General features: G+C 33.4%; 19 protein-coding genes. 12 read left to right on the top strand and 7 right to left on the bottom strand.

What is annotated here, in order from left to right; all coding sequences use genetic code 11:
• Positions 1 to 73 precede the first annotated feature (73 nt).
• Both OZP09_RS19455 and OZP09_RS19450 read left to right on the top strand, forming a co-directional pair.
• Positions 74 to 1,576, top strand: a complete 1,503-nt coding sequence (locus OZP09_RS19455) for a PhoX family protein (protein WP_269235295.1) — start codon at positions 74 to 76, stop codon at positions 1,574 to 1,576.
• Positions 1,577 to 1,649: 73 nt separating this feature from the next.
• Positions 1,650 to 3,461 carry a cytochrome-c peroxidase gene (locus tag OZP09_RS19450; RefSeq protein WP_281309852.1) on the top strand — a complete coding sequence of 604 codons (1,812 nt, stop codon included), beginning with the start codon at positions 1,650 to 1,652 and terminating at the stop codon, positions 3,459 to 3,461.
• Between the two features lie 42 nt (positions 3,462 to 3,503).
• Here OZP09_RS19450 and OZP09_RS19445 read toward each other — a convergent pair whose 3' ends face one another.
• From OZP09_RS19445 to ychF, 4 genes are all read right to left on the bottom strand, one after another.
• Positions 3,504 to 4,418 carry a YihY/virulence factor BrkB family protein gene (locus tag OZP09_RS19445; RefSeq protein ID WP_269235292.1) on the bottom strand — a complete coding sequence of 305 codons (915 nt, stop codon included), beginning with the start codon at positions 4,416 to 4,418 and terminating at the stop codon, positions 3,504 to 3,506.
• A gap of 95 nt (positions 4,419 to 4,513) precedes the next feature.
• Positions 4,514 to 5,185 carry a hypothetical protein gene (locus OZP09_RS19440; protein WP_269235291.1) on the bottom strand — a complete coding sequence of 224 codons (672 nt, stop codon included), beginning with the start codon at positions 5,183 to 5,185 and terminating at the stop codon, positions 4,514 to 4,516.
• 7 nt (positions 5,186 to 5,192) lie between these two features.
• On the bottom strand, positions 5,193 to 5,870 hold the full coding sequence (locus tag OZP09_RS19435) for a TIGR02117 family protein (RefSeq protein ID WP_269235290.1): 678 nt from the start codon (positions 5,868 to 5,870) through the stop codon (positions 5,193 to 5,195).
• Between the two features lie 424 nt (positions 5,871 to 6,294).
• On the bottom strand, positions 6,295 to 7,389 hold the full coding sequence (gene ychF, locus OZP09_RS19430) for a redox-regulated ATPase YchF (protein WP_269235289.1): 1,095 nt from the start codon (positions 7,387 to 7,389) through the stop codon (positions 6,295 to 6,297).
• Between the two features lie 292 nt (positions 7,390 to 7,681).
• Here ychF and OZP09_RS19425 point away from each other — a divergent pair, with 292 nt between their 5' ends.
• A complete protein-coding gene (locus OZP09_RS19425; RefSeq protein ID WP_281309851.1) occupies positions 7,682 to 10,426 on the top strand; it encodes a TonB-dependent receptor in 2,745 nt (914 codons plus the stop codon).
• Between the two features lie 57 nt (positions 10,427 to 10,483).
• On the opposite strand, the gene OZP09_RS19420 is transcribed toward OZP09_RS19425, so the two are convergent.
• Positions 10,484 to 11,647 carry a peptidase associated/transthyretin-like domain-containing protein gene (locus OZP09_RS19420; RefSeq protein ID WP_281309850.1) on the bottom strand — a complete coding sequence of 388 codons (1,164 nt, stop codon included), beginning with the start codon at positions 11,645 to 11,647 and terminating at the stop codon, positions 10,484 to 10,486.
• Positions 11,648 to 11,797: 150 nt separating this feature from the next.
• The gene (locus tag OZP09_RS19415; RefSeq protein WP_223681550.1) at positions 11,798 to 12,148 is read right to left on the bottom strand and encodes a 4Fe-4S dicluster domain-containing protein; all 351 of its coding nucleotides are present in this window, start codon (positions 12,146 to 12,148) and stop codon (positions 11,798 to 11,800) included.
• Positions 12,149 to 12,285: 137 nt separating this feature from the next.
• On the opposite strand from OZP09_RS19415, the gene OZP09_RS19410 reads away from it, so the two are divergent.
• From OZP09_RS19410 to OZP09_RS19385, 6 genes are all read left to right on the top strand, one after another.
• Entirely contained in the window at positions 12,286 to 13,371 is a 1,086-nt protein-coding gene (locus tag OZP09_RS19410) for an acyl-CoA reductase (RefSeq protein WP_269235286.1), read from the top strand.
• A gap of 79 nt (positions 13,372 to 13,450) precedes the next feature.
• Entirely contained in the window at positions 13,451 to 14,521 is a 1,071-nt protein-coding gene (gene serC / locus OZP09_RS19405; RefSeq protein ID WP_269235285.1) for a 3-phosphoserine/phosphohydroxythreonine transaminase, read from the top strand.
• A 239-nt stretch (positions 14,522 to 14,760) separates the two neighbouring features.
• Complete coding sequence (locus OZP09_RS19400) at positions 14,761 to 15,711, top strand: D-2-hydroxyacid dehydrogenase (RefSeq protein ID WP_163399159.1); 951 nt, start codon at positions 14,761 to 14,763, stop codon at positions 15,709 to 15,711.
• A gap of 174 nt (positions 15,712 to 15,885) precedes the next feature.
• On the top strand, positions 15,886 to 16,323 hold the full coding sequence (locus OZP09_RS19395; RefSeq protein ID WP_269235284.1) for a DUF6146 family protein: 438 nt from the start codon (positions 15,886 to 15,888) through the stop codon (positions 16,321 to 16,323).
• Positions 16,324 to 16,357: 34 nt separating this feature from the next.
• A complete protein-coding gene (locus OZP09_RS19390) occupies positions 16,358 to 16,660 on the top strand; it encodes a DUF6787 family protein (RefSeq protein WP_269235283.1) in 303 nt (100 codons plus the stop codon).
• Positions 16,661 to 16,975: 315 nt separating this feature from the next.
• Positions 16,976 to 19,726 (top strand): T9SS type A sorting domain-containing protein, encoded by a 2,751-nt coding sequence (locus tag OZP09_RS19385; RefSeq protein ID WP_269235282.1) that lies wholly within the window; start codon positions 16,976 to 16,978, stop codon positions 19,724 to 19,726.
• 37 nt (positions 19,727 to 19,763) lie between these two features.
• On the opposite strand, the gene OZP09_RS19380 is transcribed toward OZP09_RS19385, so the two are convergent.
• Positions 19,764 to 20,060 carry a hypothetical protein gene (locus tag OZP09_RS19380; protein ID WP_269235281.1) on the bottom strand — a complete coding sequence of 99 codons (297 nt, stop codon included), beginning with the start codon at positions 20,058 to 20,060 and terminating at the stop codon, positions 19,764 to 19,766.
• Positions 20,061 to 20,247: 187 nt separating this feature from the next.
• On the opposite strand from OZP09_RS19380, the gene OZP09_RS19375 reads away from it, so the two are divergent.
• From OZP09_RS19375 to OZP09_RS19365, 3 genes are read left to right on the top strand one after another with little or no spacing between them, the layout of a single operon-like run.
• Positions 20,248 to 20,913: an ABC transporter ATP-binding protein gene (locus OZP09_RS19375; protein ID WP_223681558.1), complete on the top strand. Its 666-nt coding sequence runs from the start codon at positions 20,248 to 20,250 to the stop codon at positions 20,911 to 20,913.
• Between the two features lies 1 nt (position 20,914).
• Positions 20,915 to 22,615, top strand: a complete 1,701-nt coding sequence (locus OZP09_RS19370; RefSeq protein WP_269235280.1) for an LIC_10190 family membrane protein — start codon at positions 20,915 to 20,917, stop codon at positions 22,613 to 22,615.
• Complete coding sequence (locus tag OZP09_RS19365) at positions 22,608 to 23,372, top strand: TIGR02757 family protein (RefSeq protein ID WP_269235279.1); 765 nt, start codon at positions 22,608 to 22,610, stop codon at positions 23,370 to 23,372. Before OZP09_RS19370 ends, OZP09_RS19365 begins: the two co-directional genes overlap by 8 nt.
• The last annotated feature ends 71 nt before the right edge of the window (positions 23,373 to 23,443 follow it).

Here is a 23,443-nt window from a genome sequence, read left to right as displayed (position 1 = left end):
CATTTTAAAATCATTAAGAAATTAATCAAGATAATTATAATCATTATCCGGAATAATAAACAAAATCAAAAACATGAAAAAATTTAATTTTTTAAAATCCATCACATTGCTTGGAATCGCAGGCATTTCTGTAATCAGCTGCCAAAATGACGATGAAGGTGACAAAACAAACAAAAACATTGATTTTACAACAAAATCAAAAGTTCCTGCATTTGTAGTAGCTCAGCCTGGCTTCGAAAATCTGCAAATTTCAACTTTAATCTCTACCACTGATGTATTACCAGAAAGTCCTTCTTTTATTTATGCTGGTCAGCCTGATGGTGCAGGATTCATGAAAAATCCGAACGGTGATGGTTATATCATGATTACCAATCACGAAATTATACAATCTGTTTCGAGAGTTTACCTTGACAAAACTTTAAAACCTGTAAAAGGTGACTATATTGTGGATGCTGCAGGAGGACAAACGAGACTTTGTTCCGCAACTTTGGCTACACCTGAAATTCATGGTTTTGGCCCTATATTTTTAACTGCTGGAGAAAGCGGCCAGGAAAGTATGGTACATGGTATCAACCCACTTGCACCAACAACTGATAAAAACAGAAAAGACAGGGTTTTACCTGCTTTAGGAAAAGCAAGTATGGAAAATGCTGTTCCGTTGACAAAACAAGCTTATCCAGGCAAAAGTGTCATTATTATGGGTGAAGATCAATCTTACGAAACTTCGCATGCAAGTGCCGGTCAGGTCATTATGTATGTTTCTACAGTTGGTGATTTAAATAACGGAAAATTATACGCTTTAAAAAGAAATGATAACATTCAGGTAGAAACAACAATGACTGTTGGAAACTCTTTCGATGTATCATTTGTTGAAATTCCGAATGCCAAAAATATAACTGGAGCTGAAATCAACACTACTGTAAACGATTTAAAAGCAATCCGTTTTTCAAGAGTAGAAGATATTGATTACAGAAAAGGATCAGCAAAAAACAACAGAGAAGTTTATTTTACTGCTACAGGGCAATCTACAGATAAACTAAACCCTGTTGAAGGATATACCATGTGGGGAAGAGTTTATAAATTAGTTTTGGATGAAAAAGATCCGTTAAAAGGAAAACTTGAATTAGTAGTTGAAGGTGATTCTACACCAGGTACAGGCGTTATCAATCCTGATAACCTTTGTGTAACTGAAAATTATGTTTACATCCAGGAAGATGGTGACAGTTTTTATCCTGCTGCCAAACATGACTCATATATTTGGCAATATAATATTGCTTCCAAAACAAATAAACCGTGGTTAACCATGAACCATAAACGTACAGACGCTGCATGGAATTCATTATACAACCAATCTGGTGAAATGAGATTTGGAAGCTGGGAATATGGCGCAATGGAAGATATATCTGATGTTATTGGTGTTCCAAATACTTTTACATTGAATATACACCCTCACACATGGAGAAAAGATGCATTTAAAGACGCTGATGGAAGCGGAATTAATATGGGAGCTACTAGTTCTGCACAAAGCCAGTTAGAAGGAGGCCAAACCGTAATTATTCGTAACGTACAAAGATAATTTTACCACAAATACAACAAAAGCAATCCAATTTTTATTGGGTTGTTTTTGCTATTTATTAAAGTATCCTACAATGAAAATTGATTTTATCAAAAACATATTTTTTCCTATTCTTTTCTCTTTTCTGACTTTTTTTACAAGCTGTACAAAAGAAAAAACTGAAACTTCTGTTAAACAGGATCTTTTGATTGATCTGGAAAAACTTGAAAACAAAATAGTGGTTTTCAAAAAGCTTGCTGAAAACGAAAAAGATTCCAAAAAAATTCAGGATTATTTTAAGGAAACAAGAGTTTTATACAAAAAAACAGAATGGGTAGTTGAGTATTTTGTACCTGAAACAGCCAGATTTATTAATGGTCCCGCTTTGGATGAACTTGAAGTCGAAGAAAACAAGTTTCTGCCACCAAATGGTTTTCAGGTCATTGAAGAACTTATTTTTCCTGTATATGAAATAAAAAACAAAACCGATCTGGTTCGTGAAATAGCAATTATGCGGGCAAATATTGCTCAGGTAAAACAACACTTAGATGCGATAAGCATTGAAGAAAAACATATCATCGATGCTGCCCGCTTTGAGGTCTACCGAATTTTAGCATTAGGAATTACAGGTTTTGATTCGCCTGTTGCACAGGAATCAATAAATGAAGTTGCCCCTGCCCTTGCTTCGATTCAAACAATCGTTTTAAAAACCTGCAAAAACAACTCTAAGGAATCCTTAGAGTTAAAGTCACAACTTAAAAAAACAATTTCAAACAGCATTTTGTATTGTACTAAAAACAAAGTTTTTAACGACTTTGACAGAGCTGCATTTATTAAAGAATATTTAAACACAATATCAAAAATCATTTTCGATTTACAAAAACAAAATAATATTGGGAATGTAAATAAAAACAGCGCAGTCAACCAAAATGTTGCTATTCTTTTTGAAAAAAGTGCATTTAATGTTAATGCTTTTATTCCTTCTTCAGAATATGCTTATTCAGAGGATAAAGTTGCTTTAGGAAATCAGTTATTTTATGATACTACCATTTCCAAAGATCAAAAAAGAAGCTGTGCAACCTGCCATGTTCCTGAAAAAGCGTTTACAGACGGACGCAAAACAAATCTTTCTTTAGACGGATTCGATTTGCCGAGAAATACCCCAACCCTAACTTATGCAGGTTTACAAAATGCATTGTTTTGGGATTTAAGACAGATCGATTTAGAAAAGCAAAGCGTAGACGTTGTGCAAAACGAAAAGGAAATGCATGGTTCGTTTAGTCAGATTATTCCTTTAATCAATAAAGATAAAAAGTACAAAGACTTATTTGAAAAGGCTTTTCCTAAAAACAATAAAATCGAAGAATGGCAATTGCAAAATGCTATAGCTTCTTATATCCGTTCATTGAATGATTTTGATTCCAGATTTGATTTATATATGAGAGGTGAATCAAATGATTTTAGTGAAGAAGAAAAACTCGGATTTAATCTTTTTACAGGTAAAGCAAAGTGTGCAACCTGTCATTTTATTCCTCTGTTTAACGGAACAGTCCCTCCAAATTACAGTAAAACCGAACAGGAAGTAATTGGAACACCAAAAGATAAAACTGCAAAAGAAATAAGTCCGGATTTAGGGAAATACAATCAGTTTGAAATGGATCAGCTTAAGAATGCCTTTAAAACGCCTTCTATTCGAAATGTAGCCAAAACTGCGCCTTATATGCACAACGGCGTATTTACCACATTAGAAGAAGTTGTCGATTTTTATAATAAAGGAGGCGGAAAAGGTTTAGGTTACCCAGTCGAGAATCAAACTCTTCCTTTTGACCAGCTTAAACTAAGCAAAAAAGAGGAATCTGCTTTGGTGGCGTTTATGAAAACCCTGACTGATAAAAAATATCAATAACTTATAAGAATACACTGGGTGTCAAATATGCACCCAGTTTTTTTATTGAGATACTTCTAAAATTTCTTTCTTAATTTCTACCGAATAATCGTTAGGAGAAATATTTCCGCCTAAAGTTTTTGCATAAACTTTGGTAAACTCTGCACCAAAATATAAAATAATAGCCGAATAATATACCCAGACCAATATGATAACTACTGATCCAGCAGCGCCATAAACGTTTGCAATGGTAGAACTACCTAAGTAAAACCCGATAGCAAATTTACCAATCATAAATAGAATTGATGTAAATCCGGCACCAATAAAGGCATCTTTCCATTTTATATTTCCGTCAGGCAATGTTCTGAAAATAATAGCAAAAAGAAGTGCGATACTTCCTAAAACAATTAAAATATTGATAACATAAAACATATAAACCGTACTTTCAGGGAAATAAATCTTTAACCTGGCATTCAAAACATCCAAAGTGGCATTAAGTATTAAACTAACCAGCATTAAAAAACCTACTGACACTATCATCGAAAACGACATCAATCGGTTTTGAATAAATTTTCGTAAACCTTTATTTGGTTTTGCGCGCAGTCCCCAGATATAATTAATAGAGCTCTGAATCTCAGCAAAAACTCCTGAAGCCCCTATAAGCAGCATAATCACGCCAAAAACAGTTACAAAAACATTACTGTCTGAAAGCTGCACATTTTTGATTGCTTCCTGAATTTGTTTAGCCGCATCGTTTCCAACCAGTTCATTAATCTGACCATACAACTGACCCGTTACTGCTTCTTCACCAAAAAAGAAACCACAAATTGTAATAATAATAATCAATAATGGCGGTAATGCGAAAATGGTGTAATAGGATAATGCAGCACTCAATTTTATAGCATCATCCTCTATAAATTCTAAAAAAGTTCTTTTTAAAAGATACCATGTTTTAGAGAGAATATTATGATTTTTCATTAGCTGATTTTTTGATATTCTCTCAAATTTAAACAATAATCAAAAATATTCGATTTCTGATTTTTAATCGAATGTTACATTTTTGCCATGTGTTTTTATTTAGAAATCTTTTTATACTTCTGATCGAATCCTAAATTCTTAATTTTTAAAATACTTTTAAATTCACTTCTTGTTGGTTTAATGAAATAAGAAACAGAGTCCAACATTTTACTTTTTACCTTGGTGACGGAATCAAGTTTTTCTAAATCTTGTTTTTCACAAAGATTTTTAATCTTCAATATGTTTTTTTCAATTGAAAGAAACTGAATTACCCAAAATATAGAATCTTTTCTGCTTAAGATCACTTGACCATTGATTTTTTTTGCTTTTTGATAAAGTGAAAACCGAAACAAAGTATCAATATGTTTTTGAACTAATTCTATTGAATCACCTTTTGAAAACATATCAAATTTATCTTTCGTATCCTTTGTTATAAATTTTCCATTAACAATATCATACTCCGATTTTGTCGAGTCTAATGTGAGTTTATGAACTTTGAATTTATAATAGTATTCTTTTAAAATTCTGCTTTCGTCAATTCTAATAAAAGTCGAATCATTATTCATGTATAATGCTCTAAATTTATTTGGAAAACGATCTAATACTAAATCTTTATCAGGTTGTAGATTTTCAAAATAAATACTAAAACAATCTGCACATGCAGCATCTGCTTTTTTGCAAGCACTTACTACCAAAATAAAAACAATGATTAAAACAAACTTTTTCATCGCTTAATCATTTATAATGATAAAAAATCCCTTTATCATAAACCGTCCACAAACTCGCTTTTTGATTGGCAGCTTTTAAAGCATTATTTGCCCAAGTATTGCAGGTATAAAAAAGACTGTAACTTCCTTTTGCTTCGTAAAAAGCATCTTTTTTTCCGTAACTGTGCCCTTCAATCCATTGTGGATGGACAGAATCGCTGAAGCTCTCTGAAATGTAAGTTACCAGATTTTTATAATTTTCTTTTGAGATCAGAATGCGTTTACAGTCATCTCCTTCTTTTAACTGTTTGAAAAACGTGGTATGCATTGCGGATGAACTCACACCAAATGCTGCTTTTAAAGCTGTACTTGCCTTTAAATCTGACCATTCAGGAGTATCGAGATAAAAACCTTTGTCCCCCCATCCGAAAGCGATATAATTCATCAAAGAATCCTTTGATTGTGTCTGACTAAACTGGATCTCGTTTCGCCAGTCTTTGATTTCGTTCTTAACCGGAACTACAATATCTGTGTGAACACCGTTAGAGAGAATGTAAATTGGAATAGCATTTTGTTCTTCAGCCTGAGCGATATCAGAATTCACTGTAATTTTTGAAATTAGAAGAACTGATGAAACGTACAATGCAAGAAAAGTGAAAATTCCGAAAAGTGTCCATCCGATAAATTTAAAAGTTTTTTTTAGCATTTTGACTGGTTTAGATTTAGTTATTGGTTGATTTTCTGTAACCAATTTTTGAGCCAAATTTTTTTAGTTTCAATTTTTGTTTTCTTTTTTATCTTTTAAAACAAAAACTTGTCCATTTTACTGACTACCCCAGATTGAAATGGAAAGCATTTTTTTTGAATTTATATTTTTTGCGGTGATAAAAAAGCGACTGGAAGAAGCTCTTTTTATTGCCTGTCAAAAAAATAAATTTGGAAAAAATCTTGAAATGGAAAGCTGGAAATCGGTACTTATTATTTTAAAAGTTCTTTCTCGCAGATTGTGCAGATTAAGCTGATTTCTCATTTTTTCAATGATGACAAACTAAAACATAAAAAAACCGCTGAATCTCTTCAGCGGTTAAATCTATTTTCGTTTTTTATGTTCTAATTTTCTCTAAAAAAGATTAAACGTTAAAACGGAAGTGCATAACATCTCCATCTTTTACCACATATTCTTTTCCTTCTACTTTGAACTTTCCTGCTTCTTTAGCTTTTGCCTCAGAACCATATTGAACGTAATCGTCATAAGAAATAACTTCGGCACGGATAAATCCTTTTTCGAAATCGGTATGGATAACTCCCGCTGCCTGAGGTGCAGTTGCTCCAATATTGATGGTCCAAGCACGAACTTCTTTTACACCCGCTGTAAAATACGTTTGTTGTTTTAAAAGTTTGTAAGCTGCACGAATTAAAACAGAGGCTCCTGGCTCCGTCAATCCCATGTCTTCAAGGAAAACCTGACGCTCTTCGTAGCTTTCTAATTCTGTAATATCAGCCTCTGCTCCTACTGAAAGGATAATAACCTCAGCATCTTCATCTTTTACCAATTCACGAACCTGATCTACATATTTGTTTCCGTTTACTGCAGAACTTTCGTCAACATTACAAACATATAAAACCGGTTTTGCTGTAATTAACTGAAAGCTTTCCATCAAAACTTCTTCGTCATTACTTTGAGGAATAATAGTTCTCGCCGATTTTGCCTGTAATAAAGCTTCTCTGATTCTGTTCAATAAAGCTTCTTCAGTCTGCGCTTCTTTATTTCCTGTTTTTGCCGCACGTTTTACCTTTTCCAGACGTTTTTCGATTGTTTCTAAATCTTTTAACTGTAATTCGATATCGATCGTTTCTTTGTCACGAATTGGGTTTACGTTTCCATCTACGTGTACGATATTATCATTGTCGAAACAACGCAGTACATGAATGATAGCGTTACACTCTCTAATGTTTCCTAAAAACTGGTTTCCAAGACCTTCTCCTTTACTTGCACCTTTTACCAAACCTGCAATATCTACGATATCTACAGTTGCCATTTGTACACGCTCTGGCTTTACCAATTCTTCCAATTTATTAATTCTCGGATCCGGAACGTTTACCACTCCGATATTTGGTTCGATTGTACAAAACGGAAAATTGGCACTTTGCGCTTTTGCATTAGATAAACAATTAAATAATGTTGATTTTCCAACATTTGGCAATCCTACAATTCCTGCTTTCATCTGTTTGTTTCTATTTATTTTATTAGCCCTTTTTATTCAGGGTATTCTTTACTGCTTGTAATTTAATTCTTTATGAATTATCTGTTTGTGTACTTTTTGCCAAACTGATATTTTTTAGCATAAAAATTTTGCAAATATAAGATTTAATAACTCTTGATTGAATCAAAAATGTGTATTAATGTATTTATTATACCTTACATTGAAATTTTTAAACTTTTTGTTACTATTTTGTTAAAAAACATTAATTTTATACAAACAACAAACAAAAACAAACCAAAAAATTAAATCAACCATGAAAAAGATTGTATTATTTCTATTTCTGATAAATTCAGCTTTTCTTTTTGCACAAAAAGAAGTCTCGGGTGTCGTTAAGGATAAGTCAGGCGCACCTCTTCCCGGTGTAAATGTTGTCGAAAAAGGAACAACAAACGGTGTTTCTACCGATTATGAAGGCGGCTTTACTATTAAAGTGAAGGAAGGCGCTGTATTAATTTTTACTTATGTTGGCTATGCTTCCGTAGAAAAACCGGCATCTGGCAGTAAAATAGAGGTTACCCTTGACGAAAACGGTGGCCAGATCTTAAGCGATGTTGTAGTAGTTGGTTCAAGAAGCACCAAAAGAACCGTTGTAGATTCGGCTGTTCCTATTGATGTAATCAATGTGAAAGAGGTTACTACACAAAGTGGAAAACTTGAAATTAACGAATTACTGCAATATGTCGCTCCTTCATTCAATGCGAATAAGCAATCTGGTTCTGATGGAGCTGACCACGTTGATCCGGCTTCTTTAAGAGGAATGGGACCTGATCAGACTTTGGTTCTGATTAACGGAAAAAGAAGACACCAATCTTCTTTAATCAATTTATTTGGAACACGGGGACGTGGAAATACAGGAACAGATTTAAATGCAATTCCGGCCGCTTCGATTAAAAGAATTGAAATCCTGAGAGATGGAGCCGCTGCGCAATATGGTTCTGATGCCATTGCAGGGGTTATCAATATTGTCACTAATGATAATGTAAAAGAATTTACCGGGGCCATAACTTACGGGGCATTTAATACACATGCAAAAGGAGATTTTCCAGAAGGTACTGCAAATACAAAAGGATATAGATTAGACCAAAACGGAAATGGAAATTCTTTTGGAAAAGATCAGGATTTTGACGGTGGTTCTGTAAAAGTATCTGCTAATTATGGAGTTCCAATTGGTACCAAAGGCGGTTATGTAAATGTAACAGGAGAGTTTCTAAATAAAAATAAAACATTACGCCCTGGCTTTGATTTCAGAAAAGGGTTTGGTGAAGCTGAAATTCAGGGAGTGAACTTATTTGTAAATCTGGCTGTTCCAATTTCTGATAAAACTCAATTTTATGCTTTTGGAGGAAGTAACTTTAGAAATACCGATGCTTATGCCTTTACCCGAAATGATGGTGAAAGAGTTGTAGAAGAAATTTATCCCGGAGGATACACACCAAGAATTACCTCAAAAATTAACGACAACTCCATCGCTGCCGGAATCAGGACCGAAACTTCCGGAGGCTGGAAATGGGATTTCAGCAATACTCTTGGAAAAAACAAATTTCATTATGATATAAAAGGAACATTAAATGCTTCACTTGAAGAAAATTCGCCAACAGAATTTGATGCCGGAGGTCACAGTTTACTTCAAAACACGACCAATTTAGATGTTTCGAAAAACTATGGAAGCATACTTGAAGGCCTGAACATTGCTTTTGGAACCGAATTCAGAGTGGAGCAATTTGAAATTTTCGCTGGAGAAATAGGCTCCTACGCAACCTACGATACAAATGGAAATCCAATTACTGATCCAACAACTCAAAGTCCTCCAACAGTTCCAAATCCTGATTACGATCCTACAGATCCTGATTCATCCCCAACTATTGCAAGACCGGGAGGCTCCCAGGGCTTTCCTGGATATAGTCCTGCTAATCAGGTTGATAAAAGCCGCAATAACTTCTCCCTTTATAGTGATGCCGAATTAGATATTTCCAAGGCTTTCATGGTTAGTGGTGCAGTACGTTTTGAAAATTACAGTGATTTTGGAAGCACTATTAATGGTAAATTAGCATCACGCCTTAAAATTACAGATAAAATTAATTTAAGAGGTTCAGTAAGTACCGGGTTCCGTGCTCCATCTTTAGCACAGATTTATTACAACTTACGTTTTACCAACTTTAGTTCTGCGGGTGCAACAGAAGTATTATTATCATCAAACAATAGTCCTGTAACTAAAGCATTTGGAATTGGTAGTTTAAATGAAGAAAAGGCTATTAATGCCTCATTAGGATTCACAGCAAATTTTGGCGATTTTACAGCGACTGTTGATGGTTACCTCATTAATGTAAAAGACCGAATTGTACTAACAGGCTATTTTGATGCAACTCAATATAACCTTGGTGTCGATGCAGCACAGTTTTTCGTAAATGGAGTAGATACCAAAACTAAAGGTGTAGATATTGTTTTAGGCTGGAAAAAAACAATTAACGAAAACAGATTTGGAGCCACTTTAGTCGGAAACATCAATGACATGAAAATCGATAAGGTTAAAAATGGCAATTTAGATGAACAAACATTTTTTGGGGAACGTGACAAAGCCTTTTTATTAGCCTCAGCACCGCCAAATAAATTTGGTTTAAACTTAAATTACGGCAGAAAATGGTTTGATGCAGGACTGGCATTAACCCGATTCAGCGAAGTAAAACTATTAGATTATCAAATGACTGATTCTAGTTTAACCGATGAAGATTTCAGAACGGATCCATCAGAAACTCCTGCTCAATTATTTGCTAACAGAAAAAAAGCAGCAACAGATACTTACGGTGCCAAAATAGTAACCGATCTGACTTTAGGTTTTAAACTTTGCAAATCCACTAAATTAAGTATTGGTGCCAACAACTTACTAAATATTTATCCTGACCAGCAAGATGACTGGGTGGAAGCGGGAGGTTACTGGGATGCTGTGCAAATGGGATTCAGTGGAGCATATTACTATGCAAGGCTTGGATTTAATTTTTAATTCATATTATCTAAACAAAAAAATCCTGAGCTATAAACTCAGGATTTTTTTATAAAGTTATAATTTAAACTCTAAGGCATCTATAATTGCCTTTTCTTCATCTGTTGCTGTAAATCCGGAAATGTCCCAATATTTAGTCAGCACTTTATTTTTTTTGTTGAAAAGCGATTTTTCTTTAAAAACATCGCTTTCCTTATAAGTAAAATTCTGTCTATTGAAGCTGGTTGTTACAAAATTATTACGGACCTGAATATTTTTAATTTCCTCTTTTAAAACTAAATCATATCCTATCTCTTCATTGGCAGTCAAAAGATAATAATCCTGACCTTCAGCTCTATAACTCACTTTTACAATTGACCTGGTAACATTTTTAGCACCAATTTGTTCATTTTCTACTATTTCCGATAAATTTTTTGGCTCAATAATAACACTAAATTCTATAATCAACTTTTTTTCGGGGTCATAGACTATTTCGTAAGTATCAAGAGCTGTTTTTGAATTATCCAAAGGCGCTATAGACATTATATAATAACTGCTATTGTTTGGATGTCCTTTGGTTGTAAAACTGTATTCTTTTTTTGCTTTTGAATCTAAAAGAGGATCGAAATAATTTAAATTGCAATAATTTTCCATAATATTATTCAAATTATAACCTCGTAAATCTGCACTTATATCGGCCTCCAATAAACCATAAGACCTGTTTTGCTCAACAAGTAATGTTGTTGTTGCTTTTTTCTGACTAACTGAAAACTGAAAATTTACAAGTCCGTCATTATAATAAGAATATTTGTTATCTAACAAAAAAAACTCTCTCACATACACCTTTAAACGGTAAGAATCAGCTAATTTGTGCCTTGAATTAGAAACGATTTTTTGAAGTGTTTTTTGAGGATTTTCAGTTGAAACAACTACCTCATCTAATTTATTATGGCTGTTTTTAAGATAAACCACAAACTGATCTTCCTTTAAAGTTGCCCAGCGAAGCGTTAGTTTTTCATAATTTGTTTCAGAAACCTGAACATTTGAAGCCCCATTCAATTCAAAAGTTACTTTTCCATCTTTATTACTTATTAAAGTCTGTTTGGTTTTCATAATAAAAACCGTAGCATTTTCAATAGGCATCAGCGTTTCTATATCTTTTATAACAATAGAATATTCAGTGCTTTGTGCAAAAAAATCAACACTAAGTAACAGAATAAATATAAGTATTAGTCTTCTCATGGTTATTATAAAAATACAAAAATTATTGCCAAATTTAACAAAAATAAAACATTAAAAACCAGATAAATACGAAATAATTGAATATTTATTACAAATAAAAAAAATCCTAAGCTTAACACTCAGGATTTTGATATAGTATAATTTTGAATATTATTCAGCGTGTAGAAACGCTTGTCTGTTTAATAGTGTTTCCTCGTCTTCAACGTGGTTTTCGTCTGGCACGCAACAATCAACAGGACATACAGCTGCACATTGAGGCTCATCATGGAAACCTTTACATTCTGTACATTTTCCGGGTACTATATAATACACTTCATCAGAAATTGGTGTTTGAGCATCATCTGCGTCAACTTCTGTTCCGTCAGGTAAAATTACTTTTCCGGAAAGACTTGTTCCGTCTTTATATCTCCAGTCATCAGCTCCTTCATAAATTGCTGTATTAGGGCATTCTGGTTCACAAGCCCCACAATTGATGCATTCGTCGGTTATAATTATTGCCATTTTATTCTTGGTTACGGGTTAAAAATTACAAGACTTTACTAAAAATGCCAAACATTTTATTCTGCTTTGCCTTATAACTTAATATAGCTTATTTTTGTGCAAAATTACAATCAAAACCTTTCATAAACAAATTACTTATGTTACAAAACGAAAAAAAACAATCTTTTATAGCACTTGGTCAGTTTTTGAGTCAGTTTTCAGAAGAAAAAAATACTCGAAATGAATCTGTTTTAGGTAATGATTTGTTTTTTGATGATTTTATAAAACTCATTGAACTTTCGCAATCACACAATGGGTGGTATACACCTGAGCAAGTATATTTCGCCATAAAATCATGGGCAGATGCTTTGACTGAAGAAAATATTGACAAATGGCTTTCGGGCTATTCTACTGAGTTCTCTCAGGATAATAAAAAAGAAAAAACAGTAGCCTTAATTTTAGCCGGTAATATTCCGTTAGTAGGGTTTCATGATTTTTTATGTGTATTAATTACCGGAAATAAAGCTTTAATAAAAACGTCTTCTAATGATCAGCACTTACTACCGTTTTTAGCCAAATATTTAATTTTTATTGATCAGAGTCTAAAAGACAAGATTACTTTTGTGGAAGGAAAATTAGAAAATTTTGATGCCGTCATTGCAACCGGAAGTAATAATACTGCCCGTTATTTTGAATATTATTTTAAAGATAAACCTTCAATAATCCGCAAGAACAGAAATTCTGTTGCTGTTTTAAACGGTCAGGAAACAAAAGAAGATTTAGAAGCTTTAGGAGAAGATATTTTTCGCTATTTTGGTTTGGGATGCCGAAATGTATCTAAACTTTTTGTTCCGAAAGATTACAAATTCGATACTTTTTTTGAAGCTATTTTCAAATATCAGGATGTTATCCATTATGAAAAATATGCTAATAATTATGACTACAATAAGGCTGTTTTTTTAATGAGTAATTTCAAATTACTGGACAATGGCTTTTTGACGATAAAAGAAGATTCCAGTTATGCTTCTCCTATTTCCAGCGTTTTTTATGAATTTTATGAAAATATCGAAGATCTTAAAAATCGTCTCGAAGCTGAATCTGAGCAAATTCAGTGTGTTGTAAGCAATAATCTGATTAAGGACAGCATTTCATTCGGAAAAACTCAGACTCCGCAATTATGGGATTATGCAGACAATGTAGATACTATATCGTTTTTGTTAATAACATCGGATAAAAAATTATAATTATTGCGAATAATTTAACGGTTTTTCGGCTTGTATTCCCGAAATTTGCGTTTTTAAAATTTGGACTTTTAACTATACCATGAAAAAACACAACTACAGCGCAGGACCAAGTATTTTACCTCAGGAAGTTTTTGAAAAAGCATCAAAAGCAGTTTTAGATTTTAATAATTCAGGATTATCAATTCTTGAAATTTCACACCGAAGCAAAGATTTCGTTGCAGTTATGGACGAAGCACGTGCATTGGCTTTAGACCTATTAGGTCTTACAGGCAAAGGGTATCAGGCTTTATTTTTACAGGGTGGAGCAAGCACAGCATTTGTAATGGCTCCTTACAACCTAATGAAAGAAAATGGAAAAGCAGCTTATTTAGATTCTGGAACATGGGCGACAGCAGCCATCAAAGAAGCTAAACTTTTTGGAGACACTGTTATCGTAGGTTCTTCAAAAGACGACAATTATACTTATGTCCCAAAAGGTTATGAAATACCTGCCGATGCAGATTATTTTCACTGTACAAGCAACAACACCATTTTTGGAACCCAGATGAAAGAATTCCCATCAACCAACATCCCGGTTGTATGTGACATGAGTTCTGATATTTTTTCACGCGAATTAGATTTCTCTAAATTTGACTTAATCTATGCCGGAGCTCAAAAAAACATGGGACCTGCAGGAACTACTTTAGTTGTAGTTAAGGAAGAAATCTTAGGGAAAAACGGAAGAGCAATTCCGAGTATGCTGGATTACACCAAACATATCAAAGCAGAAAGTATGTACAATACACCTTCTGTATTTGCTGTTTATGTTTCATTATTAACATTACAATGGATTAAAGAAAAAGGTGGTATAGCTGCTGTCGAAAAATTAAACAACGCTAAAGCTGAGTTACTTTATAACGAAATCGACAGAAATCCATTATTCAAAGGTGCTGCAGCTGTTGAAGACCGTTCTAACATGAACGTTACTTTCCTTCTTACAAATGCTGATCATACAGAAACGTTTGATAAATTGTGGAAAGAAGCCGGAATCTCAGGATTGCCAGGACACCGTTCTGTTGGTGGTTACAGAGCCTCTATTTACAACGCAATGCCTATCGAAAGCGTACAGGTTTTAGTGGATGTAATGAAAGCTTTGGAAACTAAAATTTAATTACCAAAATTATCAATCGAATACCAGAGCCTTAGCCCCGATAGCAGTGAAAATCCTTTTTTGTTTTTCTTTAAAACAAAAAAGATTACTTCACTAAAATATTTATTAAATTGGAGTTCAGTGAACTTCGTTTGCAACGAATAGCGGGAATAGCTTCTAAATAAAAAAAGAAAAAATTATATCATTCATATTATTATTTATTTTAAACGATTAATAATAATCAAAACAAATAGACCAAAATGAAAGTATTAGCCAATGACGGAATTTCTAAAAGCGGAATTCTAGCTTTAGAAAAAGGTGGATTTGAAGTTATCACTACAAAAGTAGCTCAGGAACAAGTTGCTAACTTTATTAATGAAAACAATGTTGACGTGATTTTAGTGCGTAGTGCAACTAAAGTTCGTAAAGATATTATCGATGCTTGTCCTGGTATCAAAATCATCGGACGTGGTGGTGTTGGTATGGACAATATTGATGTTGATTATGCTAAAAGTAAAGGAATCCACGTAATCAACACTCCTGCTTCTTCATCTGAATCAGTTGCTGAGTTAGTATTTGGGCACTTACTATCCGGTGTTCGTTTTTTACATGATTCAAACAGAAATATGCCTCTTGAAGGAGATTCAAACTTTGACGGTCTGAAAAAAGCTTACGCAAATGGAACTGAGTTAAGAGGAAAAACATTAGGTATTGTTGGTATTGGCCGTATTGGTCAGGCAACTGCAAAAATGGCTCTTGGTTTAGGTATGAAAGTTATTGCTGCAGATGGATTTATTCCCTCTGTAGATGTAAAAGTGGAGTTTTTCGATGGCCAGTCTATTACGACTACTATTGTGCCTCAATCGTTGGAATCATTATTAAAAGAATCAGATTTCATTACCCTACACGTTCCTGCTCAGGATGGCTACATCATTGGTGAGAAAGAATTTGAAATCATGAAAAATGGTGTTGGAATCGTAAACTGTGCACGTGGAGGTGTTATTGATGAAGTAGCACTTGTAAAAGCATTAGATTCAGGAAAAGTAGCATTTGCAGGATTAGACGTTTTTGAAAACGAACCAAAACCGGAAATGGCAATCTTAATGCACTCTAAAATTTCACTGACTCCTCACATTGGGGCTGCAACAGGAGAAGCTCAGGACAGAATTGGTACTGAATTAGCTTCACAAATCATTACTTTATTGAGTTAATTCATTATAACTAATAATTTGAGGGGATTTATTAACACTGATTAATAAATCCCCTTTCTTTTTTAGATAGAAAGTTTTCTTTTTTTATTAGATAACAGTATGTTTTACTCCAAATGTTAAATAATAAAAACGTTTATCACTTTTTCTGTAAATTTAATGTTCAAAATTTAAGCCATGAAGAATTTCGTTTACATAATAGGGGTTTTATTTACAATCATTGCATGTTCAACATCTTCTAAGAACAAAATTGCGACAACTAATACTCCAGTAAAAGCAGCTGTAAATGATACAGTACGAATTGCAAATGATTCCTTAGAATATGAAGTTATAATTATAGATAATGGATTTAGTTTTTGGCTCGCCTCAATGGCATTACCAAGAAATTATTATTCACTCAGCTATCTGGAAAATAAAAATCAAATTTATGTAACAGAATGGAACAATCGTGTGTTACAGCCTCAGCGCTATAATCCAAATTTATATGAGATGACCATTGATTATCAGCCACATATCCGATACGGATACGAAGTTAACTACCTGATATACAATTACATGATTTACTTCCAAAATACTTACAAACAAAAACTGGCAAGGCATGTTCCTTCCAGATAATTGTTAGTATATTTGTAATCACTACAAACAAATAATGAACAGATTAAAACAACGTTGGGGCATCACCTCAAATTTTCAGCTTGTCATTATATTTATCGTATTTGCCATCACTGGATCGGCATCTGCGTGGCTATCCAGACCCTTTTGCGAATTATTAAACATAACAAAAGAAGATTTTGGCGGTTGGTTTACCTTAATCAGGCTACTGGTTATTTTTCCAATTTATCAGGTTCTGCTCGTTGGAATAGGAACCCTATTTGGTCAGTTTCGTTTTTTTTGGAACTTTGAAAAAAAAATGCTTAAAAGTATGGGATTGGGTTTTTTATTTAGAGATTAATTCTTACTTCTTTTAAACATTTTTACAAACAAGATTTTCTTTCTGCACTACTTAAATACATAACACATTGTCGTTTTATCACAACAGTAATTTTTACTATTTTGAGAAATCTTAACAATTTAACATCTATTTATTATAAAACATGTGTTATTAGGTAAAATTATCATCAATAATCACTAAAAAAATATTGGACAGGATGGGGCAGGACAGTTTTGTTTTTGATATTTTAAAACTTTACGTTTAAGATAAAAATTTCTTTACTAACAAAACCAACCAAACTACATGTTCAACAACACCTTAAAACTATCGTTTGTAATGACGACTATTTGCCTTACAATGTTAACTACAAAGATTTTTGCCCAAAGTCCGGTAGTAAAAATTGATTTTGATATTATTAATCAACCAACAGCTCAGGTAAGTGAACCAGGTTATATTCCATGGCTTGTAGGGTCACTTAACACTAGTACTTTTACAACAAATGGAATAACTTTTACTGTAACAAGAATGGGAGATAATGGTACGGAATTAGGTACTAATTGGTATAAAGCCGGAATACAATCCCCTAATTTTGCAAAATTAACTGGTGATGGCCTTACTGTAAAAGGCACAAATGCCAATCTGGGAGCAAAAATAGAACTTAAAATAAAGGGGTTAGCAACAGGAGAACATACTTTAATGGCTTTTTTAAACGCTGTGGACAGTCCTAGTGGGAATAACTTTAGTCCGATTGATATTTCGATTGACGGCAATAAAGTAGTAGACAATTTAATTCCAAGTGTCAGAGCATTAACACCAGCGTCTGCAAAATCAGCTTATTTGAAATTTCAGGCAACCGAAAATACTGATGTTGTTATTTTATTTGAAGCCGAAACCTCAGGTACAGAAAACATTAAAAACATAATGTTCAATGGATTTGAATTAAACACACCTAATATTTTTAATCAGTCGACAAATCCTGTTCCTAAAAATAATAACGAACATGTAGAATTAAATTCCGGAAATACTACATTGAGCTGGACTTCAGCTATCAATGCAGTATCTCATAATGTTTATTTTGGCACTGACTTAGCTGCTTTGGAAGCTGCGGGAACATCATCATCAGAATACAAAGGAAATCAGGTTAAAACCAATACTTCTTATCAGTTAAGCGGTTTATATACAGGAGCAACTTACTATTGGAGAGTGGATGAAGTTCTAGTTAATAATGAAATAGTAAAAGGAAACATCTGGCGCTTTCGTCCAGCACAGCTTGCTTTTCCAGGGGCTGAAGGTTATGGCCGCTTTGCCCGTGGTGGAAGGGGCGGAAAAGTAATAGCAGTTACTAATCTTAATGATAGTGGGCCTGGAAGTTTACGTGAAGCTGTTACAAATGATATTGGTCCCAGAACAATTGTTTTCAATACCTCTGGAATTATACAACTTAATTCCAGACTGGTTTTGAGTCAGCCATATGTTACAGTTGCAGGCCAAACTGCTCCCGGAAAAGGTATTTGTATTCGTACTGCACCTTTTGGAATTACAGGAAATGATGCTGTTGTCCAGAATATAAGAGTGCGATTGGGCGGAGGTACTACTTTTGACGGAATGGGATTAACTGGTGCTGATAATAGTATAATTGATCATTGTTCGATCAGCTGGACAATTGATGAATCTTTTAGTTCCCGTTCAGGAAAAAATATTACCCTACAGAGAACTTTAATATCAGAAGCCCTCAATGCAGCAGGACATGCAAATTATCCTGCAGGAACACAGCACGGTTATGCTGCAACTATTGGTGGAGATGTGGGAAGTTTTCATCATAATTTGTTAGCACATAATTATGGCCGCAATTGGAGTTTAGGCGGAGGATTAGATGCAAATAATGTTTTTAGTGGAAAATTAGATATTACCAATAATGTAGTTTATAATTGGGGTTCCAGAACGACAGATGGAGGGGCGAGTGAAGTCAACTTCGTTAATAACTACTATAAACCAGGTGCAGGCACTGAATTGAAGCAATATGCATTAACTATGGATCATGAAAATAATTTTGCAGGGATGCAAAGAGCTTATTTCAGTGGAAATGTTATGCCAGGATATTTTGATGAAGCAAACCAATCACTTGGCAGAAGATCCAGATTATCAAACGGCGTTACAATAAATTATGAAACATTTGTTGACACCCCATTTTTTCCATCCTTTGTAACAACACAATCTGCAGCTAATGCTTATAAAATTGTACTTTCTGATGTAGGTTGTGTACAGCCAGAATTGGACACACATGACCAAAGAATGATTACAGAAACGTTAAGCGGGAATTACACTTACAGAGGAAGCGTTACTAATAAAGCTGGTTTTCCTGACAATGAATCTGATGTTGGAGGCTACGAAATATACCCTGAAATTATCAGGGATGCAAACTGGGATACCGATCAGGATGGTTTACCAAATTGGTGGGAAACCATTCACGGAACAAATATAAATTCAGGAACAGGGGATTTCTCTGATTCTAATGCTGACGTAGACCTAGACGGATATACCAATTTAGACAAATACTTACAATGGATGTCCATGCCTCATTACGATTCTCCAACTGGAAATAAAATCGATATTAACATTCAGAAACTTTCAAGAGGTTTTACAACTGGTGTTAATTATTCTGTTTCGAATGTTGTAAATGGAAATGCTTCACTGAATGCAGATATTGTAGCATTCACACCAAGTGCAACTGGCTTATGTTCTTTTGATTTTACTGTTACAGATAATGAAGGAGCAAGTATGACGCGTAAAGTCAATATTGTCAGCGGATACAGCTCTACTTTATCAATAGAAAAACCGATTAAAGAAAATAGCACTTTTAAAGTTTGGCCTGTACCAAATAACGGTTCGTTTTCTATTTTAATGGAAAATGACAGCAATGCAGAACTTAAGATCTTCGATATTTTGGGTAAAGAAGTGATGACAAAAAACATTAACGGAAAAAATCAGGAAAACATCAATTTAAAGTCCAAAGGAGTATTTATACTAAAAGTTTCTGATCCTGCAACCAAAGCAGTTTTACATATCAAAAAAATTATAGTACAATAAATTTTAGTTTAAATGGCAGCCCAACAAGCTGCCATTTTTATTGCAGTTGTTTTGTTTTCTGAAAAAAATAAGTATAAATCCAAGTGAGTGTAAAGGATGGAATAACATCTGTAAATGGAATTATTTCTTCTACGAAAGTCAAAATACTGGCCACACGTCCTACTCTTCCCTTGTACATTCTGGTCATAATAAATGCCGCAACTGGCGCCCAAATCACATCTGAAAACTCTCCAATCAGAGGAATCGAAAAAGAAATCATTCCGATTCCGTCCAAAAGCAATCCAATTAGCAATTTTTGCATTCTGTTATCTTCTACAACTTTCAAGTCTTGCATGATATTATAGTTTAAGTTACATTCAAAATTAAAAAGAATCCGTTTTTATACATTACTTCCTGAGAACAATTAATTTCTAAATTCCCATACAATAAACATACCGCTTACGTTTAAGATTCATAAAAATCTGTTACAAACCATTTCAATATCCAGAGAATCTTCGTTTCTTTGTAAAAACAGTTTCCAAATGATACACGCGAAAAACATACATAAATTCTATGATAAACTTGAAGTTTTAAAAGGTGTTGACTTACATATTCAGAAAGGGGAAATTGTTTCGATAGTGGGTGCTTCAGGTGCAGGAAAAACCACACTCCTTCATATTTTAGGCACATTAGATAAACCTGAAAAAACAAATTCAGACACCTCTCTTACTATAAACGGACAAAACATTTTAGGGTTAAATGACAAAGCCTTATCAAAATTCAGGAATCTAAATTTAGGTTTTATTTTTCAGTTTCATCAGCTTTTGCCAGAATTTACTGCTCTTGAAAATGTATGTATTCCTGCTTACATTGCAGGCAAAAAGCCTTCTGAAACAGAAGCAGAGGCTAAAAAACTACTGGATTACTTAGGACTATCTCATAGAATTAATCATAAACCAAATGAACTCTCTGGCGGAGAACAGCAGCGCGTAGCAGTAGCCAGAGCTTTGATCAATAAACCCGATGTGATTTTTGCCGATGAACCCTCTGGAAATCTTGACACCCATTCTGCCGAAAATTTACATCAGTTATTTTTTCAGCTTAGGGATGAATTTGGACAAACATTTGTAATTGTGACTCATAACGAAGAACTGGCAAACATGGCCGACAGAAAATTGATAATGTCAGACGGGCAAATTATATCTTAAGATGCTTTTAATTTTTTTAAGTTGGATTTATATTCTATTCTCAACCATCAATTTAGGGGTGGTTTTCGACAAAATAACAGGTCTAAAAAATAAAAACTTTGTAGTTACATCCATATTAGGACTATTTTTCGCAACAGTTATTGCCAGTATTTGGGCTATTTTTGGAAGAATTAATATTGAATTTCATGTTTTTTTACTGGTTTTGAATATTATTACGGTCTTGAAATTTGGTATTTCAATAACTGAAACCTATAAATCTTTCCTTTCAGAATTGAAACAATTAGAAAATACTTTAAAAATTGTTCTGGTTCTTATTTCAATTTTAATTGTGGCTCAATGCGCTTCCATACCTTTTGTAATTGACAACGAATCCTATTATATTCAGACTATAAAATGGATTAACGAATATGGTTTTGTAAAAGGGCTTGTAAATTTGCATATATTTTTCAGTCAGACCAGTGGCTGGCATATTGCTCAAAGCGTTTTTAATTTTTCATTTTTATATCAAAATTTCAATGATTTAAGCGGATTCTGTTTGTTATTAGGCAACATTTTTTCGATTCAGAAATTAAATGAATATTACAAAAATAACAATATGAATTATTTGATTATTGGATTATTACCACTATTTAATATTCTCTTTTTTCAGTTTATCAGTGCTCCTTCTCCGGATATTCCTGTTTATATTATCTCGTTTATTTTCTTTTTCTATTTTTTAGAAAACTTCAAAAAAATAACTCCTGAAGTTTTTAATTTAATCTTAGTTTTAGTACTTTTTTTACTCTACATAAAAAACACAACCTTAACGTTTTCAATCTTCCCGATAATTTTACTGGCATTAAATTTTAAACTTTTATCAAAAAAGCTTTTAAAACCTGTTTTACTAACCTTCACTTTATTATCGCTTTTTGTCATAAAAAATATGATAATTTGTGGGGCACCGGTTTTTCCTTCAAATATTGTCCATTCACTTAAAATGGATTATGCCATTCCTGATTCAATTCAGGTTTTTTACTATGATCAGATTAAATGTTATGGCTTTTTCACGACTGCAGAACAATACAATTCTATGTCGGCATGGGAGTTGTTTTTACAATGGATATCAATGCCTAAACTGAATGGCCTTTTTAATAAAATTGGTGTTTCTTTGATTCTTATCGTTCCGCTCTTTATTTATAAATTTCAAAATAAAAAATCGTTATGTTTTTTATACTGTGTGATGCTATTGCAGCTTTTCCTGCTTTTTATAACGTCTCCACAATATCGTTTTTTTATGAATTTCATTTTATTCTTTTCTCTTTTCTGTCTGGTTTACATTGTACAGAATAAAAAAACAATATATTCCTTATTAACTTTTTCATTACTGTCAATAAGTGTTGTTTTATTTTTTCCGGTGAATCTGAACCGTTTTTCAAATCATAAATTTATGCTGGAAATCAGTAATTTTTCAGTTAAAAACATTATATTTCCATATAAAAATACCAAAAGTGACAGTCCTTTTGAAAACATTAATCTGGGAAATTTAAAATACAATTCGCCTGTAGTAAATCCATTTTTCTGGGCAAATGGAAATGGTGAATTGCCCTGTGTTAATAAACAACAGCTTGATTATTTTGAGAAATATTTTCATATTATACCCCAAATGCGTACTAATGACTTAAAAGACGGATTTTACGCTAAAAAACTTTCTGCACATGAATAAATCAGAACTTAAAGAATTTCTTGACGAAAAAGTCATTCAATATAATAATTTGGACTTTATCGAAAGTGATCCTGTACAAATTCCGCATTTATTTTCGCAGAAAGAAGATATTGAAATTGCTGGTTTTTTAAGTGCCAGCATCGCATGGGGGAACCGTAAAATGATCATTAAAAATTCACATAAAATGATGGAATTAATGGGCAATACACCATATGATTTTGTCATGTCACATTCTGATCCAGATTTGCAACAATTAGAAAATTTTGTCCATCGTACTTTTAACGGGAAAGATTTTGCAGGTTTTATTAAAGGACTACAACATATCTACAAAAATCATAATGGCTTAGAAACTGTTTTTGCTAAACATCATGAAAAGGACAGTTTGCAGAAGAGTATTCATGAATTCAAAAAAACATTCTTTGAAACTGATCATTTGCCCCGTACCCAGAAGCATATTTCGGATCCGCTAAATAATTCTGCTGCAAAACGAATTAACATGTACCTGAGATGGATGGTACGCCAGGACACAAAAGGAGTTGATTTAGGTATCTGGAAAACTATTACCCCATCGGCCCTCTCCTGCCCTCTTGACGTTCATTCCGGGAATGTGGCGCGTAAGTTAGGACTTCTTTTGCGCAAGCAGAATGATGGAAAAGCACTAGCTGAATTAGATCAGAGATTACGTGAATTAGACCCAACTGATCCGGTAAAATATGACTTTGCCTTATTCGGCTTAGGAGTTTTTGAAGGATTTTAAAATATTTCTTCACAAAATTCAGTTTTTCAACTTTACAAAAGGCAATTATTAAATATTCTTCCTCCTGTTTT

It is taken from the genome of Flavobacterium flavigenum (assembly GCF_027111255.2).
Classification (GTDB): domain Bacteria; phylum Bacteroidota; class Bacteroidia; order Flavobacteriales; family Flavobacteriaceae; genus Flavobacterium; species Flavobacterium flavigenum.
The sequence above is the reverse complement of the archived record's forward strand: the minus strand, read 5'-3'. Positions and strand labels throughout refer to the sequence as shown.

Bases quoted from the DNA above. Each gene is read 5' to 3' on its own strand.
- OZP09_RS19440 (WP_269235291.1), bottom strand. From the start codon at position 5,185: ATGAAAAAGTTTGTTTTAATCATTGTTTTTATTTTGGTAGTAAGTGCT.
- OZP09_RS19370 (WP_269235280.1), top strand. From the start codon at position 20,915: ATGCTTTTAATTTTTTTAAGTTGGATTTATATTCTATTCTCAACCATC.
- OZP09_RS19420 (WP_281309850.1), bottom strand. From the start codon at position 11,647: ATGAGAAGACTAATACTTATATTTATTCTGTTACTTAGTGTTGATTTT.
- OZP09_RS19395 (WP_269235284.1), top strand. From the start codon at position 15,886: ATGAAGAATTTCGTTTACATAATAGGGGTTTTATTTACAATCATTGCA.
- OZP09_RS19415 (WP_223681550.1), bottom strand. From the start codon at position 12,148: ATGGCAATAATTATAACCGACGAATGCATCAATTGTGGGGCTTGTGAA.
- OZP09_RS19450 (WP_281309852.1), top strand. From the start codon at position 1,650: ATGAAAATTGATTTTATCAAAAACATATTTTTTCCTATTCTTTTCTCT.
- OZP09_RS19365 (WP_269235279.1), top strand. From the start codon at position 22,608: ATGAATAAATCAGAACTTAAAGAATTTCTTGACGAAAAAGTCATTCAA.
- OZP09_RS19380 (WP_269235281.1), bottom strand. From the start codon at position 20,060: ATGCAAGACTTGAAAGTTGTAGAAGATAACAGAATGCAAAAATTGCTA.
- OZP09_RS19435 (WP_269235290.1), bottom strand. From the start codon at position 5,870: ATGCTAAAAAAAACTTTTAAATTTATCGGATGGACACTTTTCGGAATT.
- OZP09_RS19410 (WP_269235286.1), top strand. From the start codon at position 12,286: ATGTTACAAAACGAAAAAAAACAATCTTTTATAGCACTTGGTCAGTTT.
- OZP09_RS19445 (WP_269235292.1), bottom strand. From the start codon at position 4,418: ATGAAAAATCATAATATTCTCTCTAAAACATGGTATCTTTTAAAAAGA.
- OZP09_RS19455 (WP_269235295.1), top strand. From the start codon at position 74: ATGAAAAAATTTAATTTTTTAAAATCCATCACATTGCTTGGAATCGCA.
- OZP09_RS19385 (WP_269235282.1), top strand. From the start codon at position 16,976: ATGACGACTATTTGCCTTACAATGTTAACTACAAAGATTTTTGCCCAA.
- OZP09_RS19390 (WP_269235283.1), top strand. From the start codon at position 16,358: ATGAACAGATTAAAACAACGTTGGGGCATCACCTCAAATTTTCAGCTT.
- serC (WP_269235285.1), top strand. From the start codon at position 13,451: ATGAAAAAACACAACTACAGCGCAGGACCAAGTATTTTACCTCAGGAA.
- ychF (WP_269235289.1), bottom strand. From the start codon at position 7,389: ATGAAAGCAGGAATTGTAGGATTGCCAAATGTTGGAAAATCAACATTA.
- OZP09_RS19400 (WP_163399159.1), top strand. From the start codon at position 14,761: ATGAAAGTATTAGCCAATGACGGAATTTCTAAAAGCGGAATTCTAGCT.
- OZP09_RS19425 (WP_281309851.1), top strand. From the start codon at position 7,682: ATGAAAAAGATTGTATTATTTCTATTTCTGATAAATTCAGCTTTTCTT.
- OZP09_RS19375 (WP_223681558.1), top strand. From the start codon at position 20,248: ATGATACACGCGAAAAACATACATAAATTCTATGATAAACTTGAAGTT.